Source organism: Beduinella massiliensis, from assembly GCF_900199405.1.
Classification (GTDB): Bacteria; Bacillota; Clostridia; order Christensenellales; family Aristaeellaceae; genus Beduinella; species Beduinella massiliensis.
The window spans coordinates 1,410,781-1,434,952 of sequence record NZ_LT963430.1 but is presented as its reverse complement, the minus strand read 5'-3'; the positions used below and the strand labels follow the sequence as shown (position 1 = coordinate 1,434,952).

The following is a 24,172-nucleotide window of genomic DNA, read 5'->3' as shown; positions in this document are numbered from 1 at the left end:
CTTTCCCGGCGCGGTCATTCGCTCTGCTGCGCCAGGTTTTTGATTTCTTCATTGGCGACGGCCTCCGCAATGCTCTCCCGCGCGCCCTCGATCGCCTTTTGTGCTGAAGCGTCCTGTTCTGACACGTAGCTTTCATCCCCGCATGCCACGATACGGTAAGTGTAAGCGTCCCCCGCGCGGACGCGCTGGATGTACGTGGGCATGTAGCCCACATCCTCAAAGCTTGCGGTGCGCGTCGCGGGGTCGTAGACGATCTGCATTTGCAGGATCACCCCCGCCGTGTTTTTCGCGTCGCGCGAATCCGTCAGGAAACTGCCCAGCGAATAGGCCACATAGGCGTCGTGCCGCGCGCCGTCCGAGCGCGTAACGGTCATCTTTTCCACCCTTTGCACGACGTTGGGATGCGCGCCGACGATGAGATCCGCCCCCGCCTCCGCCAATGCCCGTGCAAGGCTCCGCGTGGACGAAGCGACGCTCTCCTTGTTCTTGGTGCCCCAATGCGGCATGACGATGACGATGTCCGCGCCTTCCTTGCGCGCATTCGCGATGTCTCGAACCATCCTGCTCTGGTCGATCACCGGCACAGCATAGCGCTCGGAGGCGCGCGTCTTCTTCGTAGAGTTCTCGCTGAGCCCGTACGTGTAAGCCAGCACAGCGATCTGTACGTCGTTGATCTGGAAAATCTGGGCGCTTCCACCCTCTTCCTCGTTCAAATACGCGCCGACGGCGATCATGCCGCGGCTCTCAATCAGAGAAAGCGTCTGGTAAAGCCCTTCCGGCCCCTTTTCAAAGGCGTATTCGGTGGCGAGGGAGAGCAGATCCACCCCGCCGTCCCGAATGGCGCTCAACAGCTCGTCCGGTGCGTTGTAATTGCCATAGCCCGCTTCCTTGCCCGCGAAGTACGTCTCCACCGTGGCAAGCGTCAGATCCGCCTGTGAAATGTAAGGCTTAATCCGCGAAAACACGTCCGAAAAATCGTACGTCTCGCTTTCCTGGTCGTACCCGCTCTGGCGTATGTTCTTGGGTGCGTAAAGCGAGCCCAGCGCGCTGATGGTGACCGTGCGGCTCGTCGGCTGCGGGCTCGGGGTCCTGGCCGGCTCGGGCGTCGGGGTCGTATCCGCCGCCCGCGTTGCGTCAGGCGGTTGGGGCGGCTCGTCGGCCGGTCGCTCCGGCGTACCCGGCATCCGAATCGAACCGGTGATCTCGCTGAAAATCTGGGCCGTCTGGACGCGCAGGTCGTCGCCCGCGAGCCGTACGATGATCACGCCCGCGAGGCACAGCGTTCCGGCGGTCAACGCGATCATCAAAAACGTGCCGAAGGAGACATGCCGCCTTCTCTTTCGCCTTTTCGCCATGACGCTTCCTCCTTCCGCCAGCAGCTTGACGCGCTGCCTTTACCCATTCAACGGCGCGCTCCGCAATATTCTTCAAAAAAAGTTCGGCTGTTCGTTCCCGTGCGCGTTTTCGCGCAGCAAAATCTCCATGCGCGTAAAGTAGCTCGACTGCGAAGGCTCCCACGCCTGCATCAGATGGCGCGCAAGCAGCTTGAGGGAATAATATCCCTGCGAAAAAGGGTCTTGCAGGATGCTCGCGTCGATAACGCCCTCGCGAATAAACTGGGCGATTTCATCGTCCGTATCGAAGCCCACGAGACGCACGCGCTCCTGAAGGCCGTGCTCCACCAGGTAGCCGGCCGCCGCCGAAAGCGCCACGGACGTCGTCCCATAAATGCCCGCGAGGTCAGGATGCGCGCTGAACACCTCGCCCAACAGATCGCGCATCGTAAACTCCTCGTCCTGATACTCATAGGGCCCCACGAGCAGCAGGCCGGGATAGCGCTCGCGCGTCACGCGGATAAATCCGTTCAGCCGCTCCTCATGCCCCCACACGTCGCGGAAGCCGGTGAAGAGCGCCACCTTGCCCTCGCCATGCAGGAACTCGCCCATGATGTTGGCGGCGACGCGCCCGGAACTGAACTGATCCTGCCCTACGAAAAAAAGGCGCTTGCTCGCGACCGCGTCGGAATTGATCGTGATGACCGTCTTCCCCGCTTCCACAAAGGCGTTGATCTGTTCGTTCAGCGCCGTCGGATGTGCGGCCGCGAGGATCAGCGCATCCCAGCTCTCCATCCGTTCCGCAAGCTGCGTCAAAATCTGCTTCTGGCTGAGCAGGCTGTGACGGATGGTGTGCATTCGCTCCAGCGTCACCCCATAATTCGACAGTTCCCGCAGGGCGGCGCTCATACCCGTGGAAATCTCGTTAAAGAAAACCTCGTTTTTCGCCGGATACAGGGCGATCACGTGCACCTTCTGGCTGCGCGAAAGCGTGCTGGCCAGGACGTTTGGCCGGTATCCCAGCTTATCCGCCATTTCCAAAACCTGCTGGCGCGTATTTTCGTTGATGCGTCCGCGGTTCTTCAGCGCGCGGTCGACCGTGCCGATCGAGATGCCCAGCTTGTCCGCGATGGTCTTCATCGTAGGTTTTTCCTGACTGCTCACGGTTTCCCTCCGCCTTTGCGAAAAATCGATACGAGTATCATACCATCCGTCAGGCAGGCTGTCAAATGTCAATCCGCCTTCATCCTGCGCAGCGCAGCTTCCTTTAATCAGCCGCAAAAAAATAAGCGCGCCGAATCGGCACGCCTATTTTATGCTGGATCAGTCCTGCGTAGGGGCAGAAACCGGGCAAACGCCTGCGCAAGCGCCACACTCGATACAGGTATCCGCATCGATCACGTACTTGCCTTCACCCTCGCTGATTGCGCTCACCGGGCACTCCGCGGCACAGGCGCCGCAGCTGATGCATGCGTCGGAAATTTTATAAGCCATCGTATTTCACCTCCCGATCATCAGTAGAAGGATACCGTTTGTATTCTATCACGCAGGCGCTCTAAATGCAACCTTTTTTGTGGCTTGTCAATCGCTTTGCAGCTCGTCGCCTTCATCTTCCAGCGGCAGATCGATCAGCTCCTCCGCTTCGTGCAGTTCGATCTCTTCTTCTGCAAAGAACGCTTCGCCGCTTTCCCTTGCCGCGTCTTCCTGCGCCTCCAAGGCCCCTGCCTCCGCACCGGGAACGGCAGCGGCCTCCACCGCGTTTTCAGGCTCTTGCGCCGGCATGTCCGGCTTCACGGGTTCTTTTTCCGCCTCGGTTTTTTCCTGAGCCGTGGGCGCTTCTTTTATTGGCGCCGGGCGCCGCGCCGGTTCTTCGCCGTGGCGCTTGCCCGTGTCCATCCCGCGATCCGGCCGCTCCGGTCTGTCTGCGCGGCGCTCCGTCTCGACGCCGCTGCGCTCCCTGCGCCCCTTGCCGCGCGCGTCCTGCGGCGGCCGTTCGCTCCGCTCCGCGCGTTCGCGCGCGGGCCGCGGGCGCTTATCCTCCGGGCGTTCCACGGCTCCTTCCACCTTTTCAGGCCTGGGCTTGGGCGCTTCCCCCTGCGGCGGGCGCGAGCAATCGTCAAATGGGTATTCGCGTACCTCGTAAGCGTCTCCCTGCGCGATGCGCACACGCACCACTTCGCCCAGCACGTTGATGTCCTGCACCGTGCCCGGCCCGTCGGGCGTGATGATCTCCTTGCCCACGCGCGGCATGCGCTTACGGCTCTGCTCATAGGTCTCCTGCTCGTACTTGAGGCAGCACATCAGACGGCCGCAAAGCCCCGAAATCTTTGTCGGATTGAGCGACAGGCTCTGTTCTTTGGCCATTTTGATCGAAACAGGCTGAAAGTCACCCAAAAACGCGCGGCAGCAGATCTGCCGTCCGCACGGCCCCAGGCCGCCCAGCATCTTCGCCTCGTCGCGCACGCCGATTTGCCGCAGCTCGATGCGCGTCTTGAACACGGAGGCCAGATCCTTGACGAGCGCGCGGAAGTCCACCCGGCCGTTGGCCGTGAAGTAAAAGATGATTTTGGAGTTGTCAAACGTGTACTCCACGTCGACGAGCTTCATTTCCAGCTTGTGCACCGCGATCTTTTCCTGGCAGATCACGAAGGCGCTTTTTTCGTTCTCCTCGTTTCGCCGCGCGGTGCGCACGTCCTGTTCCGTCGCAACGCGCACCACCTGTTTGAGCGGCTGCACGATCTGCTCGTCCGGAACGTCCCTGGGCGGTGTCACCACCTCGCCGAACTCCACGCCGCGCGCCGTCTCGACCACGACGTTCCCGCCCGCCACGATCTCGTAAGGGCCGGGATCAAAAAAATAAACCTTACCCGCCCGCTTGAAGCGGACGCCGATTACCGTTGCCATCTATAATAACTCCTTTGAAGCCTCCAGCAAGATATGTTCCCACACCGTCGCAAACGGCACGTTACTCGCGCGCATCCTGCGCGCGAGCGCTACCTGCGAAAGAAGCCTTAGCGTCACGGAAAGGTCCGCGCGCTCCGCGAACGCGGCGTAGCCCGCCGACGCCTCTGCAAGGCGCATACCGCCCGCCTGAGCGCGCATCGCATCGCGCAACAGCCTTTCCAATATGTCCAAAATGCGTTCGGCATTTTCCTTGTCATCCTTAAAGCGCGCGCTCATGAGCAGCACGTCCTGCGGACCGCGCAGGTCGAAGACCGCCTGCATCACGCGGGAGCGGAGCTGCAAATAGCTGTCGTCCGCCTCGATCGACAGCGCCTCGCCCACACTTCCCTCGGACAGCTGAGAAAGCAGCGCTGCCCGCTCGGACGCGATGCCGAGCTCCAGCAGCCGTGCCTCCTCCTCCGCCTGCGTCAAGGGGTGGAAGTGCACCGTGCGGCAGCGAGAGACGATGGTGGGCAGCAGCGCGCTGGGCGTATCCGTCATCAGAAAGAAGATCGTCCCGCCCGGCGGCTCCTCCAATGTCTTGAGCAGGCAGTTTTGCGCCTGCGCTGTCATGCGGTCCGCCCGTTCGATCAGGGCGATTTTGGCGCCGCCCTCAAACGCGCGCAGCTGCACCGACGCGATAAGCTCGCGCACCTCGTCCACGCCCAGCGATTTTTCAGGGCGAAGCGTCTTTACGTCGGGGTGGTTGTCCGTCAAAAAACGCACGCAGGGGCCGCAGATGCCGCAGGGCTTGTCCGCCCCCGTACAAAGCGCCGTGCGCGCAAGAAGCCGCGCGACAGAGCGCTTGCCCACGCCCCGCGGCCCGACGAACAGATAGGCATGAACAAACTGCCCCGACCGAAAGTCCCCTTCGAGACGTTCGATCAGGGCAGACTGCCCGTAAAAATCTCGCAATGTTGCTTCCTTCATGACAAGCAGCAGCCCTCGTCCGCCTTACAGCTTGACGAACTGCTCAACCTCCAGCACGAACACGGTCGCGCCGCCGACCATGACCTCGATGGGGTAGGGTACGTACACGCTGGCCGTGCCCGCCACGGGGGACGGGGACGTCGCGATCTGCTTGCGGCTCTTGCAGATCTTTTCGATAATGGCCATCGCGCCCTGGAAACGGTCGTCATCCACGCCGACGAGCAGGGTCGTATTGCCCGCGCGCAGGAAGCCGCCGGTCGTCGCCAGCTTGGTCACACCGTAACCGTCGTTCATAAGCGCACTGACGAGACGGGAAGCGTCCTCATCCTGGACGATCGCAATAATTAATTTCATATAGCAGCCCTCCTGTTCAGAGTCTGTAGGGACTTCACGTTCCCTATCTATATTATACAGGGAATCCGCACAAAAATCAATTCTTTCCTGACAAAGGAAGCGCATTTGTGCCCTCCCGCACAAAGCCGGGCGTGGACAGGTACTTTTCCCCGCCGTCCGGGAGCAGCACAGCGACGTTTCTTCCCTTAAATTCGCCGCGCGCGGCCAGCTTTGCCGCCGCCGCAAGCGCCGCGCCGGAGGAGATGCCGCAGAGCACGCCATCCGTCCTCACCGCGAGGCGCGCGAACGCAAAGGCCTCCTCGTCCGCCACCCGAATCACCTCGTCGAGCACGCTTTTGCAAAGCGCCTTCGGCACAAAGCCTGCGCCGATGCCCTGAATGCCGTGCGCGCCCGCGCAGCCGCCCGAAAGTACGGGCGATCCCGCAGGCTCCACCGCCGCAATATGCGCATGCGTCCCCTTCTCCTTGAGATAGCGCCCCACGCCGGAGATCGTGCCGCCCGTTCCTACGCAGGCGACAAACGCGTCGACCCGCCCGGACAGGTCTTCGTAAATTTCCGGTCCGGTGGTTTCGTAGTGCGCGCGTGGGTTGGCGGGATTTTCAAACTGCCCCGCTACGAACGCACCCGGGAGCGATGCCGCGATCTCATGCGCCCGCTCGATCGCCCCCTGCATGCCGAGGCTGCCCGGCGTCAATATCAGCTCGGCTCCATAAGCTGAAAGCAATTTCCGCCGCTCCACGCTCATGGTTTCCGGCATCGTCAAAATCACGCGGTAGCCGCGCTGCAGCGCGCAAAAAGCGAGCCCAATGCCCGTGTTGCCGCTCGTGGGCTCCACGATCACGCCGCCAGCACGAAGCAGCCCCCGTGCTTCAGCATCCGCAATCATGAAGAGCGCCGCGCGATCCTTGGCGCTTCCCGCCGGATTCATGCATTCCAGCTTCCCATACAGCGCAGCCTGAAGGCCGCGCGCTGCTTCCAGCCCGTGAAGGCGCAAGAGGGGCGTATGCCCGATCAGGTCGATAATGCGTTCGTAGACCGCCATGCGCTCTCCTCCTTCGTCAAATCGCGCGCGTGTAGCGGCGCAGCCATGCGTCTTCGGACGCCGTCATGAAGGGAGAAAGCGTCTCGTACACCCATGCGTGGTAGGCGTTCAGGCGCTCCACATCCTCCGGCTGCAAATACTTTGTATCTACCGCGTCCAGATCGATGGGCGCTGCGGTGATCGTCTCGAAGTACAAGAACTGCCCGTACTCGTTCTTTACGCCCTGCCGGCAGACGAGCTCGTTCTCCGTGCGGATGCCGTAGCGTCCCTCCAGGTAGACGCCGGGCTCGTCGGTCGTCACCATGCCCGCCTCGAGCACGCCGCTGTCGTAGCGTTCCTGTACGCGCTTCCAGCGGATGCCGTTGGGCGCTTCATGCACGCCGGACAGGTAGCCGACGCCGTGCCCCGTGCCGCACTGATAGTCGATGTCGAGATCCCACAGGATGCCGCGCGCGAGGATGTCGAGATTTTGGCCGTTGCATCCGTGGAGGAAGCGCGCGCTTTGCAGGCGAAGCACGGCGCGCAGCACGGCGCAAAAGTGCTTCTTCTCCTCCTCCGTGATCGGCCCCAGGGCCATGGTGCGCGTAATGTCCGTCGTGCCCTCGAAGTACTGTCCGCCGGAATCGACGAGCAGCATGCCCTCCGGCAGGAGCTGCGCATCGCTCGCCTCGGTCGCGCTGTAGTGCATCATCGCCGCGTGCTCCCGGTAGGCGCTGATCGTCGCAAAGCTCGGTTCGATGTAGCCTTCCTGCTCCCGGCGGCGCTCCTCCAGGTATTCCGCGGCGCTTCGCTCGCTCATCGGCATCTTGCCGACGTTCTGCTTGAGCCAATACATGAACTTCGTGAACGCCACGCCGTCCTTCACATGCGAACGGCGCAGATTCTCGATCTCCGTTTCATTCTTGATTGCCTTCTTGTACAGCGTCGGATTCATCGCGTCGATTACCCGCACGCGTTCGCTCAGCCGGCTCGTAATCGCGAAGTTTACCTTGCTCTTGCACAGCAGTACGTTCGTCCCCTCGCCGTAGCGGCGGACAAATTCATACACGCTGTCGTAGGGCAGGATCGTCACGCCGATGCCCTCCAGCTCGCGGCGCACGTCGCCCTCGACCTTCACCGCGTCTACGAACAGATACGCTGCCTGTTCCTCGATCACCGCATAAGAGAGCACGAACGGGTTAAAGGGGATGTCGTTGCCGCGCACATTGAAGAGCCAGGCGATATCCGCAAGCGTCGTCAGGATGTGCACCGTGCTGCCCAGGCGCTTCATCTCGCCGCGCAGCCAGGCGAGCTTGGCGTCCGCCGGGACACCCGCGTACCACACGTCCAGCAAAAAAGCCTTTTCCGTTGGAATTGCCGGACGGTCCGGCCAGAGCGCGTCCGCAAGGTCGCCCGCGTCCTCTACCCCGACGCCGCCCGGCGCGAGGCGCCTGCGCAGCTCATCTCCCATGGCCGCGCTGACCACGCGCCCGTCGAACCCCAGACGGCTGTCCCTGGGAATCGCCTGCACGAGATATGCCTCCAGCGACGGGACGCCCTCCTGCCCCATGCGCATCAGCCGTATGCCTGAACCCTCCAGCTGTGCGGCGGCCTGGATAAAATAGCGCCCGTCCGTCCACAGGCATGCTTCCTCCTGGGTGACGGCAAGCGTTCCAGCAGAACCCGTGAACCCCGAAAGGTAGGCACGCACCTTAAAGTGCTCGCCGACGTACTCGCTTTCGTGGTAATCCGCCGTCGGCACGACGTAGGCAAAAAGTCCTGCTTCGCGCATCCGCGCGCGCAGCGCCTCGATTCTTTCCCGAATCACAGCAAACCCCTCCCCTGCTTCTTTGGTTTTCCCCATTATACACGATCGACGTCCAAAAGAAAACCAACAAGCCTCGCCCTTAAACCGAACCGGCCTTTCCGCGGAAACGGAAAGGCCGGTCTGACTTAGATCAAATTTCGAACCAGCGGATTTCGTTGGCCGCGAGGGCCAGTTCAAAGCTTTCACCGTCTCCGCGGTAAATCGTCGTCTGCTGCGGCTCGTAGGTGTTGTTGACCACGCAGTACTTGCCGTTCTTCACGTAAGCGTGCACGTCCACGTTGTAGTTGCTGCTGGCCCACCGGCGCATGGCCTCCTCCGCATGCGAAGCCCAGAGCACCGCACGCAGCAGCAGCCGGCTGTTTTCAAAGCTATAGGGCAGGCCGCTGACGTACACGCCGCGCCCGGCGCCGCATTCGTTCGCGCAGAGCTGAACGCCCTTGTCCTTCACGCGCAACACCTGCGCGCCGTCAAGCGCATATACGTTCTTCTGCCCTTCGCCAAAGTCGATCTCGCCCGCGCAGTCCTCGGTAATGAAATGCTCCTGCTCCGCCCAGTTGTACTTGTCGTAGCCCAGCGTGTAGCCGTTCTCCAGCTCCGCGCCCAGCACGTCCGCGAGCTGGAAGACGCGCCCCTGATGCACGCAGGCCGTCGGCTGGCCAACGCCGATGAAGCCCCCGCCCTGGTAAACGAAACGGCGCACCGCCTCCACCACAGCCGGATCCTTCCAGTTGTCCCCGCCGCCCTGCGCCGTATCCGCATCGCCCACGTTGATGACCACGTCCACGCCCGAAAGCGCCTGAGGATCCTCGCGCAGATCGTCAAAGCTGATAAAGCGCACGTCGAAGGGATGGCCGCTCAGCGCCTCGATGACGCCGAAGTAGGAGTAGTTCTGCTTGTAGTACAGACCGTGGTGCACCATGTGGTTGCCCCAGCTGCGCAGGCGTCCCCAGCAGTTGAGCACCGCCACCGTGCGCACGCAGTAAGCCGTCGTCCCCTTCGCGTTCTCGTACAGCTTGCGGAACTCGTCGCAGACGTCGCCGACGTAGCGCACGAAGTCCGGAAATTGCAGCGCGAGCTTGAGGTATCCGCCGTAGCCGATGCGGTCGATCGGGCTGCGCAGAATTGCCCGGCGCGCGGTCACCCAGTTGACCTTGGCCTCGCGCACCGGATCACCGCCCTCGTGGAATGTGTCTGGGAAGAAGTACGGCAGCAGACGCCCTTCGGTATACTTTACCCCGCGGATGTCCGAGATCAGGCGAAGCGTCGCGCCGTTGCCCACGCTGCCGACGACCGCGTCCAGTCCGATGGATTCGAAGTAAGGACCGAAGGGTTCCGTCCCGATCCAGTGATCGCCCAGAAACATCATCGCTTCCTTGCCGCAGGCGTGGCAGACATCCACCATTTCCTTTGCCAGCGCTGCGACCTCCTTCATCTGAAAACGCATGAAATCCCTGTATTCCCTGGAGGGCACCCGGTAGGCATTGTTGAAATACCCCTGGTCGACGATGTACTCCGGTCTGAAGGGATACCCCGCCTCCTCTTCAAAGCGCTTGAGGATGTAAGGGCTGACGCTCGCGGAATATCCGTACCAGTCCACATACTTTTCCCGGTGCAGCTCGTCGAACAAAAGCGTGAACTGATGGAAAAACGTCGTAAAGCGAATGACGTTCACGTGCGGGTTGTCCTCGCAAAACCTGCGCAGGCGTTCAAGGCTGTAGGCGTGCGTCTTGGGCTGGCGCACGTCGAACGTCATCTGGTGCTCCACGTCCTTCCAATCGTTGACCACCGCGTTGTACATGTGCACCGGGTCCCAGATGATGTAGCAAAGGAAACTCACCGTGTAGCTGTGGTACGGCGCGGGATTCACGATTTCTACCTCGCCTGTTCCGGCGTCGTAGCGCCACGCCTCTGCGCTGAGCGGCTCACCCGTCGTCCTGTCCACGACCTCCCACCAGCGGCGAATGTCGTCCTGGTCGTTGACCTTGAGGAGTTCCTCGCAGATGCCCTCCATCAAGCGAATGCGAAGCTTCCCCTCCGTCGCGCAGCGCGGCCGGGTCACCACGTACATCTGCTGAACTTCGTCCGGATTGGCCTTGGCCCAGGCGTTGTCTTTGCGCGTGGTATAATACGTCGCGTATACCTTGGCGCCGGTGTTTCTAAGCGCGGCCGGAAATTCGGTCCCATCGCAGTCGCGGATTGCATCCGCGCCCCACACGTCCATCAGGCGCAGGGTGTCCTCCACTACGTCCACATCCGTCGGAATCGTCACGCGTCCCTTTTGCTTTTCCATGCGCTTCGCCTCCTGTATTCCCAATTTTCTACCTGTAAGTATAGCGTATTGGCCGCTGTTTTTCCATCCTTCTGCCAATTCTTTCTCGCCCGCGCCATTTTCATCCCGCTTGGGACTCGCAATCGCCGCGGTTCTTTGATATAATGATTTCATACTCTAGTTATGTGAGGAGGCCTTGACCTTGAACGAACCGATCCTCGTCATCATGGCGGCCGGTATGGGCAGCCGCTACGGCGGGCTGAAACAGATGGACCCTGTTGGCCCCGGCGGCGAATTGATTATCGACTACTCTCTCTTTGACGCCAAACGCGCGGGCTTTAAGCGCGTCGTCTTTCTCATCAAACGCGAAATCGAGGAGGACTTCAAGCAGATCATCGGCAACCGCATCGCAAGGGAGATGGAGGTTTCCTATGCCTTTCAGCAGATCGACGTATTGCCCGAGGGCTTTTCCGTTCCTCAGGGCCGCACCAAGCCTTGGGGAACCGGGCACGCGGTGCTCTGCTGCAAAGAATACATCGACGCTCCCTTCGCGGCCATCAACGCGGACGATTACTACGGCGTGTCCGCCTTCAAGACGATCTACGACTACCTGAAAAGCGCCAGGGACGACGCGCAGTATCGCTACGCGATGGTCGGCTACCCGGTGGAAAACACCCTGACCGACAATGGGTACGTCTCCCGCGGCGTCTGCACGGCGGATGCGGACGGCAACCTCAAGACGATTCACGAGCGTACGCACATCATCAAGACCCTCGAAGGCGCGCTCTACACGGAGGATGGCGAAATCTACCACCGTATTCCGGCCGCCAGCCCTGTTTCCATGAACATGTGGGGCTTTACGCCCAGCTTCGTGCAGGAGCTCGAGCGCGGTTTCCCCGCTTTCCTGCGTGAAACCGCGCACACGAACCCGCTCAAGGGCGAGTACTTCCTTCCCTTTGTCGTGGATTCGCTTTTGCAGGCAGGCAAGGCCACGGTCAAGGTGCTGCATTCTGCCGACCGTTGGTACGGCGTCACGTATCAGGAGGATAAGCCTGTCGTCGTGAATGCCCTGCGCGACCTCACCGCTTCCGGCGTTTACCCGAATCCGCTCTGGAGCGCATAATTTTCTCCCCTTCCCGCCATCCTACGCTGCGGGAAGGGGAGCTTTTTTACAAAATGTGCTTGACAGCGCCGCGCGTCGGGTGTATCATAATATCCGTTCGAAAGAACAACATTTTCCGGTGGCAATGGCGAAGGGGATCCACCTGTTCCCATACCGAACACAGAAGTTAAGCCCTTATGCGCCGATGGTACTTGGCTGGTGACGGCCCGGGAGAGTAGGTCGCTGCCGGATTCCATATTCCTCAGTAGCTCAATGGCAGAGCATTCGGCTGTTAACCGAAGGGTTGTAGGTTCGAGCCCTACCTGGGGAGCCATGATAGGGACGTACGTTTGTACGTCCCTTTTTTGTATCCCTTATAAACTGCATGCCATGGGGACGGATGTATTCCAAAAGCGCGGATGCCTCTTCTTTGAAGATGCATCCGCGTCCTTGAAGCGATCCGCCTCTTTCTCCCTTTAATCGCTATGTCCAGCGCCAATGAGGCTGGCAAGCGTGCGGTCCAATCGCGCCAGGTCGATGGGTTTGGGGACAAATGCGTTCATGCCCGCCTCCATCGCCTGCTCTTCGTCTTCTTTGAAGGCGTTCGCCGTCATCGCGATAATCGGGATGGATTGCGCGTCTGCGCGGGACAGGGCGCGGATGGCGCGCGTCGCCTCCAGCCCGTTCATTTCCGGCATCAGCACGTCCATTAAAATGGCCTGAAACGTCCCTGGCTCGTGCTGCTTATACAGTTCCAACGCGATCCGTCCGTTCTCCGCGCGGGTGATTTGGGCCCCTCGAATTTCCAGCAGTTCCGTGGTAATCGCCGCATTAAGGTCGTTGTCCTCCGCCATCAGAATGTGCGCGCCGGAAAGTTGATTCAGCCCATTGCCCCCGTAATTTCCCTCCGTATTTTCTGACTTTCCCTTGCTCATCGTTAACGTAAAGGTAAACACGCTTCCCTTTCCCGGCTCGCTGCTGATCGTAAGATCGCCGCCCATCGCGCTCACGATACTGCGGCTGATGGCCAGCCCCAAACCGGTTCCCTGGCTCTTGGTGATATTGGCGCCTACCTGCTCAAAGCTTTGAAAAATGCGCTTCTGATCCTCCGGTGCGATGCCTACCCCGTTGTCCGCCACGAGGAACGAATACGTAGCCGTCTGAACAGTAGAAGACTCCTCTTGAACGCGCAGCGTCACCTCGCCGCCGTTCGGTGTAAATTTAAAGGCGTTGGAAAGCAGATTGAGGATGACCTGGCGCAGGCGAAGGGCGTCTCCGACCAGCGCGTCATCTCGGATTTCCGTCTTCAGAATAAAGTGCAGGCGCTTGCGCTCCGCCTCTGCCGTCATCATGCTTTGGATGTTGTCGAGCGTCGCGCTCATCGAAAAAGGTTCGTCGTTCATCTCCATCCTGCCGTTTTCAATGCGGCTCATATCTAAAATGTCGCTGATCAGGTTCAGCATATACTGCGAGGACGACTTGATCTTTTGCAGATTTTCCCGTGCCTTCGGCGGCAGCCCCTCTATCGCCTCCGTGAGGTCCGTCAGGCCGACGATAGCGTTCATAGGCGTCCTGATTTCATGGCTCATTCTGGAAAGGAAGTCGCTCTTTGCGTGGCTGTCCGCCTCCGCCTTTTCCAGTTCTACGCGCATCTGCGCGCTACGAAGGCGCGAACGCGAAATGAGCAGGACCGCTAAAAGGATCAACACGAGAAACGCCGTCACGACGGAAATGACCAGTGCGGGGTTTGCGTAAACGATGCTCGTCAGGCTCATCTGCGGGTTGCCGATCGAGACGATGTTTCGATTGCTGATGGTTGTCTTCTGCTCCTCCGACAGGTTGTTTACAGCCTTGTTGAGGATTGAAAAGAGCTCCGGCTGCACTGGGCTGGGCATCGCAAAGCTAATGCCAAGGCTGTCATTCACCAGGCTGACATGCACCAGGTTCGTGAAGTTTTGCGCCTGAATGGTGTGCTCCAGGCGCGATGAAATCCCGTAATAGAAGTCCGCCTTTCCCCGGTTCACGTCCGACAGGGCGGCTACGTCGTCCGCATAATACCGAACCGTTTCCGCCGCAATGCTGCCGGGCATAACCCGCCCCTCCAGCACGCCGCCAGTGAGACCGCTCGCCGGGTAACTGGACTCTTTATTTCTCACCAGAATGGAGTCCATATCCACGTAAGACGCCGTCCGAGCCAGTCCCTTCTCCAAGGCATTCTCGTCCGTCCCGATAAAAAAGCCCAAGATGTCCGCCTCACCCTGCTCGACAGTATGCAGAGCCTCGGCATAGCTATCGCAATAAACATAGGTAAAGGTCAGCCCCGAATAATCCGAGACCTCTTTCAGCATGTCAGGCACGATTCCCTCATGGGAGTCCTTGCTGTTGCGGCAGAACAGCGGATGCCATTCCAGCGGTACGGCGACCGAAACGCTCCCCTTTTGCGAAACGTACTCACGCTCCCGCTCATTCATACGGATATGACCCGTGCTGACGTCCGGAAAATTTTTGTCGTAGATTCTCCTGGCAAAGTTGGGCTCCGCTTCATAAATCCTTTCGAGCGCCGCGTTGAGGCCATCCAGAATCTCGGTATTCCCCGGCGTCGTCACGATGTAATGAGCCTGCGAATCAAACGTAGCGGCGACATTTAACTGGACCCCTGCGTCTACGCCGCTCCCCAGCAGTAAATCCACGTCGCCATTCTCCAGGAAGCGGTAGAGATTCCCCTCCCCCGACAGATCGTCTATCGTATAATAACGGATAGGACAGTCGAGGCCGTTAATTGCCAGGTATTCCTTCATGCGGCGTACGTTCTCTACTGCGCGGTCGTATACGCCGATCGTCTTGCCGTTCAAAGAATTTATCTCGTGGCTCTTGATGCTGTCGTCGTCCTGGCGTGCCAGCAGAACCCCCTTGCTGTAGCCGCAGTTGTAATCCGGATACGCGAAGTATACTTCATAGCCTTCGGCGTAATAGGTTCCGCCCATCAGGTCGAACTCGCCCGCAAGGAACTGATCGATTATCGATTCGCCGTCTGTTTCGACGTAATCGTATTTCCAGCCCGTATATTTGGCGATCTCGTTGAGGAAGTCGACGATCAGCCCAAACGGCTGACCGTCCGTCCCCACGGCGCTGAAACCTTCCACGTGCGGAAACGCCACGCGAAGGACGGCTCCCTCTGTCTCCGCCTCACAGGGCATCGCAGCCAACATCACCGCCATAAGCAGCATGACCGCGAATGCACGCAGCGTATATCCGGACAGTTTATTCATAAATACACCTTTTCTTCCTGGATTGCCGAGAGCCATCCTATTTCTTCTGCGAAAATGCGCTCCGCCACGACGCTTGATTGTCGCTTCCAAGCTCTAAGCGCTTTGCTGCCCGGCTCTTTTAACCTGAACCAGAAAATGTATTATTCGTCTTTCAGTCGCAGAAGCTGGTTATAGTCGTTCGTGGCCACCTGCTCATACCGGGCTTCGACGATTTCCACCACGCGCGCGTCGTATGGCGGTGAAAAGGGTCTGTTATAAAACATCACCAGCCATTTGGGTGGATCCGTCCGCATCATCTCCACGACTTCATCCATAATGGCGGGATTCGCCTGCCCCAAAATTTCCTGCATGAAGAAAATGCGCCTGGCCGGCACCACATCCGTGACGACGTACCACTTGTGCTCCACGCGGTAACCGAGAATATCGCCGCGTTCATCCTCCGGTACGTGCGATACCAGCTCTAGGCTCTGTTCCTCAAAGCCTTCGCTGGTCCATTCCGCCTCCTCAGCCGCACGAGCGGCAGTCTTTTGCGCGGGCAGACCAATCGACAGCGCATAGGCGCACAGCGCTGCCGCCGCGAGGTTTCCCGTCTGCCGCGGCCCCTTCTCAAACGCGCGCTCCAGCAGCATCGCGCCCATCATGGCAGAAAGCGCGCCGGGCAGCAGATAATGCAAGTAGCCCTTGTGCGATATAAAGGCACTGCCCGCAGAGGCGGCAGCAAAGCCGACGACTGCGATGCAAAGCACGCGCAATGACCGGTTCTTGGGATCCGTTACAGCCGCGCAGACCGCGCCCAAGGTACAAAAGCCCGCGCAGATCATCGCATGATCTCCGTAGGGATCGGAAAGCAGCATGCGCTTGCGGCTATAGTCCTCCACCCCCGCGTAAAGCAGATTGTGCTCAAACGCCGCGTAATAGAACGCCCCCAGCGCGTCATGCAGCCCCAGATAAACTAAAATGGGCCCACAGACGAGCACGCAGCCCGCGAGAAACGACAGTGCATTGCGCGCAAGCCCCTTGCCATCCCCCTTCCAGCCGAGGGCGAGCGCAAAGACGATGGTTAGCGCCGCCACGCCCAGCGCATTGTTCATGCGCGTCATAAAGCACAGCGAAAAGGATATTCCCAGCACGAGTCCATGTACCCAGGAAGCGCTCTCACGTTCTGTAAATGTGTAGTCCACGCAGGTAGAAAGGCCCAGCAGCGTGAAGAAATTGCAGTATTCTTCTGTGTAATTGCCGCCATCAATCAGCAGGCCGAAAAAAGCGAGATAAACAAGCTGAGCGGGCAACGCGAATCGTATCCCCATCTTGCCCGTCATCCGGGCGATCAGCAGCAGCGAGAGAAAAAGCAGCACCACTTCCTGCGCCCAAACAGCGGTTACCGTGCGAGAAAAGAGCTGCGGAAATGCGTTGATGAAGAATATCATCGGCCCCTTGTGGTCGAAGATATCGACGTAAGGCACTTTCCCGCTGAGCAACGCGCGCCCCAGCGTCACAAAAATGGCGCTGTCTCCGCCATAGGTCCGATACAGCGGACTGTTTGAAGTCAAAAACAAGAGCCCAAACGCAATAGACAGAAGGGCCGCAATTCCCACCCTCCAGAGCTTTTTGGTCATGTCGCACCTCTTCCCCACAGGCTGCGCAGGCCCAATGAATCCATAGACCCACAATTTGCGCAATAATGTATTTAGTATATCACAATTCAGCTCATTTGGGAAACCTCCGCGTGCTTTGATGCTGAAATATGAAATAGGGCTAGCCAAATTCACCTAAACGTGGTATACTATATCGGCGTTCATCTGTACCTGTAGCTCAGCTGGATAGAGCGTCAGACTCCGACTCTGAAGGCCGCAGGTTCGACTCCTGTCAGGTACACCACAAGAACCCCGTTGAGAAAGTTGGCTTTCTCAACGGGGTTTCTTTATGTGCAATAGTGAACCGATTAAAAAGCCGTTTACCCTTTCACGCTCCCCAGCACTATGCCACTGACAAAGTAGCGCTGAAGGAATGGATATACGCATAGAATCGGGAGCGTTGCAACGACAATCTGTGCACACTTGACTGTACGGTTCGCCAAAAGCGCATAGAGTTCGTAATCGTCTGCCGTCATATCAGCCACATTCATGTCGATGAGTATGCTGCGCAAATACGTCTGCAGCGGAATTCTGGTCGGCGTTGTAATATATATCATGCCGTCGAACCATGCATTCCAATGGCTGACGATGCAAAACAGCGTGATGGTTGCAATGGACGGCATCGATACCGGCAAATAGATCTGCACCAGCGTGCGCAGATGGCTTGCGCCGTCAATCAACGCCGCCTCTTCCAGCGCAGCGGGTACCTGCCGAAAAAAATTGAGCATCAATACGAGATTAAATATCGGCAGTGCGCCCGGCAGAACGAGTGACCAGATGGTGTTTCTCAATCCTAATTTTGCAATTAAAAGATAATTTGGAATCATGCCGCCGCTGACAAGCATTGTAATGAAGAAGAACCATGTGTAGAAGCCGCGGAAGTGCAGTCTTTCATTGCTCTTGGAGAGAGGGTAAGCCGTCAGGATAATCAGCGTCAGATTGATCACAGTGCCAAGCGCTGCACGCAGCACCGATGTTCCAAATGAATTCCAAAAGCTTCCGCGGGTAACGATATACTGATAAGCGTTGGTTGTAAATCCCTTCGGCCAGAACATGACCTGGTTGCTGTCCACATAGAAACTGTTGCTGAAGGAGACGGCGATAACATTGACAAATGGAAGCAGACATAAAAGCGCCAACAGAATCAGCAAAACCAGGTTCACCGATCGAAATAGCCTGCGCCCATTGCTTTCCTGAATCTTATTACGGGCAGGGATTGCATTCGCACAGCGTTCTTGGCTCATTTTTCTCCCTCCCTCAAAACAGACTGTAGTCAAAAAACTTATACGCGACAAAGTACGAAACTGAAATAAACAACAGCGAAACGATCGACTTGAAAATGCTTACCGCCGCTGCCGGCCCATACTTGGCATTTTCCAAGCCAAGGCGATACACCATCGTATCGATGATATCGCCCGTCTCATAGACGACTGGGCTGTACATGTTGTAAACCTGATCAAAGCCGGCATTGAGCACGTTGCCTAGGCTAAGCACCATCATCAGCACGATGATCATGCGCATACCCGGCAGGGTGATGTGCCAGGTCTGCTTCCAGCGGTTTGCCCCATCAATGGCAGAAGCCTCATACAGCGTAGGATCGATGCCCGTGATGGTGGCCATGTAGACGACCGTTCCATATCCGAAACTTTTCCATACGTCTGTCAAGACGATCGTCTGCTGAAAGTATTTATTATTTCCTAAGAAGTAAATAGAATCAAAGCCCAGCAGGTTCAGCAACTGGTTGACAATGCCGTTTGACGGGGAAAGAAGATCCATGATAATAGAACCGAAGATTATCCAGCTTAAAAAATGCGGGAAGTAAATGATGGTCTGGATTGAGCGCTTTATCTTTCGATGCTGTAGCTCGTTGAGCATGAGCGCTACAACGATCGGAACCAGCAGATTCAATACAATTTTTCCAAAGGCGATCACCACTGTATTGCGCAGCACATTATAGAAGTTGGGCATGGTGAAAATGTACTCAAAATTCTGTAAACCTACCCACTTTTGATCGCCGAACAAACCTTTGGCGGGAATAAACCGCTGAAATGCGATCACCAGGCCAGCCAGGGGAACATAGTGGAACAGCACAGTGAAGATCATACCCGGAATCAGCATCAGATGCAGCGGAATCTCGCTGATTCTGAATTTTCTGTGTTTGTACCTGGCCATCTCTTTTTTGGCAAACACGTTCATTCCCTCCTTAAGCTTGTACCGGCCGCGTTTTGCGGCCGGCACAAGTCAAACCTGCGTTTACTCAGCTTTCTTTTCCTGAGACAGCCGATACCAATCATTGACCTCTTCGGTGATGCGGTCGCCGCCCATCGCAGCAAAAGTCGCCTGCCATGCGGCAAAGCCCTCGTCAATGCCGACGTCGCCGATGATCATCTTTGTGAAGGCAATCAACTGCTCATCCTTGATGGTGCTCCACCGATCCTGCATAAACTCGCTCTGTGCGCCAAGGAACTTGTCATATTCAATGCGATCTTCTTCAATCGCACGCCCGAGTACGCGCATCGGCGTATAGTCTCCATCGCCGAACATGAGATGCCACGCCCAGGAAGAATCGCTGCTCATGTTGCCCCAGTAGGTAACGGCTTTGCCCTTCAGCACAGAGGTATCGCCCGAAGCAAAACACTCCAGCAGGTTCAGGTAAGTATCGTAGTTATCCCAAGAGGAAACGCTCGCCTGGAACGGTTCGAGAATCTGGGCCTGATCGTTGGAGAACCACCAGGTACCGTCCACCACGCCGCCTTGGCTGGCGAAGGTACACAGGGCACGGATTTTTGCCGCAACCTCAGGGTGCTCGTAGTCCTTGTTGATAACGATCCAGCCGCGTTTGACCGGCGTCAGATATTGCTCAACCGGGGAGCCATCCAAAGACGGCAGATCCACGCAAATCCATTCGGCGTTGTCATCCTCGTCATGGAGATTCTGCAGATTATGCGCAATCCAATGACCCGCATAGATCACGCCGGTCTGGCTGTTGAGCATCAGAGAGAGCGCATCGGCGTTGGTCTGGGTGATAAACTCTGGATCCAGCAGGCCTTCATTGTACAGACCATTCAGATACGTCAAAGCAGCTTTGATGTTCTCCTGCGTGCCGCCCCAGGCGATCTCGCCGGTCGCGTCATCCTGAACCCAGAATTCCGGATACGCGCCGAAGCCGGCGAACAGGCCGCGCGTGCTGTAATAGAGATCCTTGTCAATCAACATGCCAAAGCTGTCGTTCTTGCCGTTAAAATCAGCCTCTTTGAACGCGGTCATAATCGTCTTGAGCTCTTCCATCGTCTTTGGCGCCTCAAGTTTCAACGCGTCAAGCCAATCCTTGCGCAGCCAGATGTAGGAGAAGGTGTCCGTATCGGATACGTTGCAAGGAACGCCGTACACCTGTCCTTCATAGGTAGCCATCTCATAGAGCATGCCGCCGTCGGAATTTTGGATCTCCTTATCCTTCGTAGTAAAGTACTGATCGATCACATCCTCCACCGGCATGATGACGCCCGCTTCAGCCAGTTGGATCAAGTCGGTCTGCTCCGTAACGATGAACATATCCGGAATCTCGCCTGCAGCGGTGGATAGACGCAGCTGGTTGATATAGCCCTTATCCGCATCGTTCTTAAGCCACAGGTAGTTGATCTTGATGTTCAGTGCGCGCTCAATCGCCTCCGTGTAGCGGTTTTTCTCAAGCGTCTCACCCCACCATTCGTTCCATGTCGCCATGTTGGTTTCAAGCGTGGTGTTGTAGTAGTTGACGATATTGACCTCAACGGGCTCATCATACGGAGCAACCAACGCGCCCTCTCCATAGTTCTCTTCATACCACTTTTGTAAGTTCTCCGTCAGCAGCTGAATCTGCTGTTCGTAGAATTCCGGTTCGTGCTGGTCTACCGCAAGCCCCGGGACAGCGGCCAGTAGCAGCATAAGCGCCAGGAACAGGGTAACTACTTTTTTCATTTGGGTACCTCCTTTAGTTCTGCATAATGATTTTCTCCCTTGATGCTATTTTCTCAATCAAGGATGCTGACATCATTATAAACTACACAAATTTCACGCAACAAGGTCCAGCTTTTGTCATTGAGCGTCAAAAATTTACGTTAATTTTCGATCGCTTTTTTCAGCATCATCTGTTCGTTGCGATATTGTGCCGCGGAGATACCCGTTTCCTTCTTAAACACGCGATTGAAATATTTAAGGGAGCAGAAACCCGACCGTTCCGCAATCTCATTGGTTTTGAGCGTGGAGTGCGCCAACAGCTCCTTCGCTTTGCTAATGCGCACATTGTACAGCGCACTAATCAAATTTCTGCCCGTTTTGAGCTTATACATTCTGGAAAGATAGGACGGGCTGTAATGCATTACATCGGCAAGCCCGGTGAGGGTAACGTCTTCCATGTAATGCTGCTCGATGTACTGATTGATGCGTGTAATCAGCCACGCCCCCTGTGATTCCCGCGACTGTTCATGGGCGTGGCTGATCTCCACGATGGCGTCCAAGACGTCCTGCACCCACTCGCCTGCTTGATAGCGGATAGATACGATGTGCTTATACGTCGTTCCCTGGATGAACTCAGGTGCATAGAGCCTCGCCGCCTCCCGCAGCAGCAACACAATGCCCGGCGGAATTGGACCGCCCAGCGCCCGTTTATCCGCACCTTTGCGGAGCATCGTCTCAAAGCCGGCCATATCGCCGCATTTGATCATATTCCAGAGCAGCTGTGTTTCTTCGAACCCCGGAAAATCCGCCTCTGGCCGTCTCGCGTCATTTTCCGCTTCCACCAGAATCATCATACCGCTCTCGTTGCGGATACTCTCCAATGCAATCACAGCCCGTTCATACAGATCGTGTGCATTTTCCCATGCTATAAAGTGCTCCGGACAGATCAGAGCAAGCTCCGCCTGGAGCTGCTGTGCAACCATAGACGGCAAGTTTTCAAGCAGCGTATGGATGAAGACCATCTTTCCCTCTACGCTCTCCCGTCTATTCAACTGCACGACAAATATGTTGCAGCTCATTGAAACATATGTCAGGCAGCGCATTCCGAGCGGCCCTAGCCGTGCATTTAAATAAGCATCCAGCTCCTCGGCGATTCGATCCCTGTTTACAAGATCGCCTCCGTTGATTGCCGCGAGCACGGGCACCATCGGTCTGTCCAGCTGCAGCGGCAACCCCAGCGCATTCATCTCGTCCTGCTCAGGCAGCGGCGTACCCTGCACGATAATGCGTTTGAGAAAAAGGCGCAGGGCGGATGTATTCAGGTGGTTCAGATCTTGTTCGTAACGGGCCAGGGTCTCTTCCTCCTGCTTCTCCCGCTCAATCAGCCGCTTCTGCTTTTGCACAACCTCGCAAATTTTTTCATAGCTCTCCAGCTTGAGCACATAATCTACCCGCTCGTATTGCAGCGTCTGATAGGCATACTCGAACTTGCTGAAGCCGGTGAGCAAAATAAAATAGCACTTAGGCCAGAGTTTGCGTGTTTCTTCCAGCAGCTCCAATCCGCTCATCTGCGGCATCGAGATATCGGACAGGATGATATCATACCGCGCAGCACGGACCTCTTGCAGCGCCTGTACGGCCGAATAGCATCGGTGCAATTCAAAATCGAAGTGCTCGTCCATCAGGTTATACATCGAATGAACAATTCGCTCCTCATCGTCCACAATCAGCATACGAAGCATCGCCCTTCACCCCCAGCATCCTAATTTCCACTCGCAAGCCTCCCAGCGGCGAATGACTCACAAACACGCCGCTTCCCTGCATATAGGAAAGCCGAATCCTCTTTTGAATATTCATCAGCGCTACTGAATCTACCGATGGGTCAAAGTCGTCCTGACGAAGGCGCTCCGTCAGTGACGAAATCATCTCATCCGACGCATTGGGGCCATTATCGTCCACAAAGACGGACAATCGTTCATCCTCAAGCTGAATCTGCACGCCGATAATCCCCTGGTCGCGCCTGTCCTTGACGCCGTGCTCAAATGAATTTTCGATCAGAGGCTGAATGATTATGCGTGGCACATGAATGCCCCGCGCCGCCCTGGGGCAGGGCTCTACCTGAACGCCTAGCCGCTCGCCGAAACGGAGCTTCTGAATTTGAAGGTAGGCCAACGCATGGCCCAGCTCTTCCTCGAGCGTCGCTTCATCTTCCACAGACGTGGTGATATAGCGAAGGTAACGCCCCATGAGCCCGCACATCTCCTCCGCAGCCTCGTAATCCTCATCATGGAGCATGGCACGCATATTGAAATACGTATTGTAAAGAAAATGTGGGCTGATTTGATAGCGCATCTGCTTGAGCTCTGCCTTGACAGTGAGCATCTTGAGGGTATACTCCTGATCGATCAGCTGCCCGAGGCGCTCCGTCATTTGATTGAACTGGGAAAAAATCTGTCCGAACTCCGAACTCCACGTCGGCTGAATGCGTACGGACAGATCCCCTTCGCCCACGCCTCTGAGCGCCTCGCTCATGCGCCTGACCGGCCTTTTGACCATTTCGTACAGAAAACAATTTAGCAACACCAACAGCACGGCCACCAACACGCAGATCACCCCTACCATACGGTTATATGCGTCAAGCTGAGCGTCGATCTGCGCCATAGGCATCAGCCGGCATATCCGCAGGGGAATCGGCTCGATATGCTCCCAAATCAGCAGATATCGTATCCCGTCTACGATAACCTGTGTTCTTCCCTGTGCCTCCTGCGTCATAGCCGCCTGTACGCTCTGAGCAAGTTCGTCATCTATTGTCGCGGACGCAGTGAAGAAACCCGCTTCGTCTCCGTTTTCGTACATCACCGCAAGCAGAACGTCTTCGTCTGATATATACTTTTTGAGATACTGTGCCAGCGTTTTTTGGGTCACAGTGGCTGCAATCATCACGGTCTGACGTGGAACCGCTCGACGCACAGCACAGATTTCCAATATATCGCCGCGGCTGATCAACCGGATACCGCGCGTATTATACAGCTCTTCGGGAATCGGCCAGGAGGCCGGCTCGTACCAGATGACGCTCTCCTTTGAAATCACCCGTTCATGCTCCGGCATGTAGATCTTGACCGCATCCAGAAAATACGTCGATTTCTCAATGGTCTCAATTTGGCGCTGAACGATGTGCACCTGCTGCAAATAGTTGTATTTGATGAGTTCGCTGTCCAGATACAGCCACAAGCGCGAGAGCGCTGTATCGCACAGCTCGTCATAAAGCTGTATATTCAGTTTCGTAATATCCGACGAGAACACATCCGCAAATGCGCTCGTCTCCTGTACATGACTTTTGATGATGTACGCTTCAAAGCTCGCCGATGATTCTCGTGCCACCCAGGATACCAGTACACAGACACAGAGCGTCACGGCAATCGTCTCCATCAGCAGAACAGTGAGCAACGAGTGTTCATGCTTATTTCCTTTTTTCACATTTACGCCCCCTTTTATGCCCCTCTGTCCATGCGATTGCAGAAAACATATCAGCGCAATAAGCCGCTGCGGTCT

16 protein-coding genes, 2 tRNA genes, 1 rRNA gene and 1 pseudogene are annotated in these 24,172 nt (G+C 57.1%); 4 read left to right on the top strand and 16 right to left on the bottom strand.

From position 1 onward, the window contains the following. Positions 1–14: 14 nt before the first annotated feature. From C1725_RS07105 to gnpA, 9 genes and pseudogenes are all read right to left on the bottom strand, one after another. On the bottom strand, positions 15–1,355 hold the full coding sequence (locus C1725_RS07105) for a CapA family protein (protein ID WP_102410941.1): 1,341 nt from the start codon (positions 1,353–1,355) through the stop codon (positions 15–17). Positions 1,356–1,427: 72 nt separating this feature from the next. Beyond that, positions 1,428–2,498, bottom strand: coding sequence for a substrate-binding domain-containing protein (locus C1725_RS07100; protein ID WP_146009181.1), 1,071 nt, complete (start codon positions 2,496–2,498; stop codon positions 1,428–1,430). A 159-nt stretch (positions 2,499–2,657) separates the two neighbouring features. Next, entirely contained in the window at positions 2,658–2,828 is a 171-nt protein-coding gene (locus tag C1725_RS07095; RefSeq protein WP_102410939.1) for a 4Fe-4S binding protein, read from the bottom strand. A 618-nt stretch (positions 2,829–3,446) separates the two neighbouring features. Next, positions 3,447–4,238 (bottom strand): annotated as a pseudogene (locus tag C1725_RS19260) (PSP1 domain-containing protein); the annotation flags it as partial. Then, entirely contained in the window at positions 4,239–5,192 is a 954-nt protein-coding gene (holB, locus tag C1725_RS07085; protein ID WP_346026436.1) for a DNA polymerase III subunit delta', read from the bottom strand. Between the two features lie 39 nt (positions 5,193–5,231). Then, the gene (locus tag C1725_RS07080) at positions 5,232–5,561 is read right to left on the bottom strand and encodes a cyclic-di-AMP receptor (protein WP_102410936.1); all 330 of its coding nucleotides are present in this window, start codon (positions 5,559–5,561) and stop codon (positions 5,232–5,234) included. A gap of 76 nt (positions 5,562–5,637) precedes the next feature. Then, complete coding sequence (gene cysK, locus C1725_RS07075) at positions 5,638–6,603, bottom strand: cysteine synthase A (RefSeq protein ID WP_102410935.1); 966 nt, start codon at positions 6,601–6,603, stop codon at positions 5,638–5,640. A 16-nt stretch (positions 6,604–6,619) separates the two neighbouring features. Further along, positions 6,620–8,410: an aminopeptidase P family protein gene (locus C1725_RS07070; protein WP_346026435.1), complete on the bottom strand. Its 1,791-nt coding sequence runs from the start codon at positions 8,408–8,410 to the stop codon at positions 6,620–6,622. 130 nt (positions 8,411–8,540) lie between these two features. Further along, a complete protein-coding gene (gene gnpA / locus C1725_RS07065) occupies positions 8,541–10,700 on the bottom strand; it encodes a 1,3-beta-galactosyl-N-acetylhexosamine phosphorylase (protein ID WP_102410933.1) in 2,160 nt (719 codons plus the stop codon). A gap of 181 nt (positions 10,701–10,881) precedes the next feature. On the opposite strand from gnpA, the gene C1725_RS07060 reads away from it, so the two are divergent. The 3 genes from C1725_RS07060 (at position 10,882) to C1725_RS07050 (ending at position 12,115) form a co-directional block, all read left to right on the top strand. Then, positions 10,882–11,802: a nucleotidyltransferase family protein gene (locus C1725_RS07060; RefSeq protein ID WP_346026434.1), complete on the top strand. Its 921-nt coding sequence runs from the start codon at positions 10,882–10,884 to the stop codon at positions 11,800–11,802. Between the two features lie 114 nt (positions 11,803–11,916). Further along, positions 11,917–12,033, top strand: a 5S ribosomal RNA gene (gene rrf, locus C1725_RS07055). 7 nt (positions 12,034–12,040) lie between these two features. After that, a tRNA-Asn gene (locus tag C1725_RS07050) sits at positions 12,041–12,115 on the top strand. Between the two features lie 142 nt (positions 12,116–12,257). On the opposite strand, the gene C1725_RS07045 is transcribed toward C1725_RS07050, so the two are convergent. Both C1725_RS07045 and C1725_RS07040 read right to left on the bottom strand, forming a co-directional pair. Continuing rightward, positions 12,258–15,050 (bottom strand): ATP-binding protein, encoded by a 2,793-nt coding sequence (locus tag C1725_RS07045; protein WP_102410932.1) that lies wholly within the window; start codon positions 15,048–15,050, stop codon positions 12,258–12,260. A gap of 140 nt (positions 15,051–15,190) precedes the next feature. Beyond that, positions 15,191–16,666, bottom strand: coding sequence for a glycosyltransferase family 39 protein (locus C1725_RS07040; protein ID WP_102410931.1), 1,476 nt, complete (start codon positions 16,664–16,666; stop codon positions 15,191–15,193). A gap of 185 nt (positions 16,667–16,851) precedes the next feature. Between C1725_RS07040 and C1725_RS07035 the strand changes: the two genes are divergently transcribed. Beyond that, positions 16,852–16,928: transfer RNA gene (locus tag C1725_RS07035), tRNA-Arg, on the top strand. A 76-nt stretch (positions 16,929–17,004) separates the two neighbouring features. Here C1725_RS07035 and C1725_RS07030 read toward each other — a convergent pair. The 5 genes from C1725_RS07030 to C1725_RS07010 form a co-directional block, all read right to left on the bottom strand. After that, positions 17,005–17,928, bottom strand: coding sequence for an ABC transporter permease family protein (locus C1725_RS07030; protein ID WP_102410930.1), 924 nt, complete (start codon positions 17,926–17,928; stop codon positions 17,005–17,007). A gap of 13 nt (positions 17,929–17,941) precedes the next feature. Continuing rightward, positions 17,942–18,874, bottom strand: a complete 933-nt coding sequence (locus tag C1725_RS07025) for an ABC transporter permease (RefSeq protein ID WP_428829575.1) — start codon at positions 18,872–18,874, stop codon at positions 17,942–17,944. A 63-nt stretch (positions 18,875–18,937) separates the two neighbouring features. Further along, positions 18,938–20,641 carry an extracellular solute-binding protein gene (locus C1725_RS07020; protein WP_102410929.1) on the bottom strand — a complete coding sequence of 568 codons (1,704 nt, stop codon included), beginning with the start codon at positions 20,639–20,641 and terminating at the stop codon, positions 18,938–18,940. Between the two features lie 140 nt (positions 20,642–20,781). Further along, entirely contained in the window at positions 20,782–22,362 is a 1,581-nt protein-coding gene (locus C1725_RS07015; RefSeq protein WP_102410928.1) for a response regulator, read from the bottom strand. Continuing rightward, on the bottom strand, positions 22,334–24,097 hold the full coding sequence (locus C1725_RS07010; protein ID WP_102410927.1) for a histidine kinase: 1,764 nt from the start codon (positions 24,095–24,097) through the stop codon (positions 22,334–22,336). The genes C1725_RS07015 and C1725_RS07010 overlap by 29 nt, the downstream gene beginning before the upstream one ends. Positions 24,098–24,172 lie beyond the last annotated feature (75 nt).

Excerpts from the sequence above, each read along its gene's own strand:
- C1725_RS07015 (WP_102410928.1), bottom strand. The coding sequence starts at position 22,362 with ATGCTTCGTATGCTGATTGTGGACGATGAGGAGCGAATTGTTCATTCG.
- C1725_RS07105 (WP_102410941.1), bottom strand. The coding sequence starts at position 1,355 with ATGGCGAAAAGGCGAAAGAGAAGGCGGCATGTCTCCTTCGGCACGTTT.
- cysK (WP_102410935.1), bottom strand. The coding sequence starts at position 6,603 with ATGGCGGTCTACGAACGCATTATCGACCTGATCGGGCATACGCCCCTC.
- C1725_RS07095 (WP_102410939.1), bottom strand. The coding sequence starts at position 2,828 with ATGGCTTATAAAATTTCCGACGCATGCATCAGCTGCGGCGCCTGTGCC.
- C1725_RS07080 (WP_102410936.1), bottom strand. The coding sequence starts at position 5,561 with ATGAAATTAATTATTGCGATCGTCCAGGATGAGGACGCTTCCCGTCTC.
- C1725_RS07040 (WP_102410931.1), bottom strand. The coding sequence starts at position 16,666 with ATGACCAAAAAGCTCTGGAGGGTGGGAATTGCGGCCCTTCTGTCTATT.
- C1725_RS07045 (WP_102410932.1), bottom strand. The coding sequence starts at position 15,050 with ATGAATAAACTGTCCGGATATACGCTGCGTGCATTCGCGGTCATGCTG.
- C1725_RS07030 (WP_102410930.1), bottom strand. The coding sequence starts at position 17,928 with ATGAGCCAAGAACGCTGTGCGAATGCAATCCCTGCCCGTAATAAGATT.
- gnpA (WP_102410933.1), bottom strand. The coding sequence starts at position 10,700 with ATGGAAAAGCAAAAGGGACGCGTGACGATTCCGACGGATGTGGACGTA.
- C1725_RS07020 (WP_102410929.1), bottom strand. The coding sequence starts at position 20,641 with ATGAAAAAAGTAGTTACCCTGTTCCTGGCGCTTATGCTGCTACTGGCC.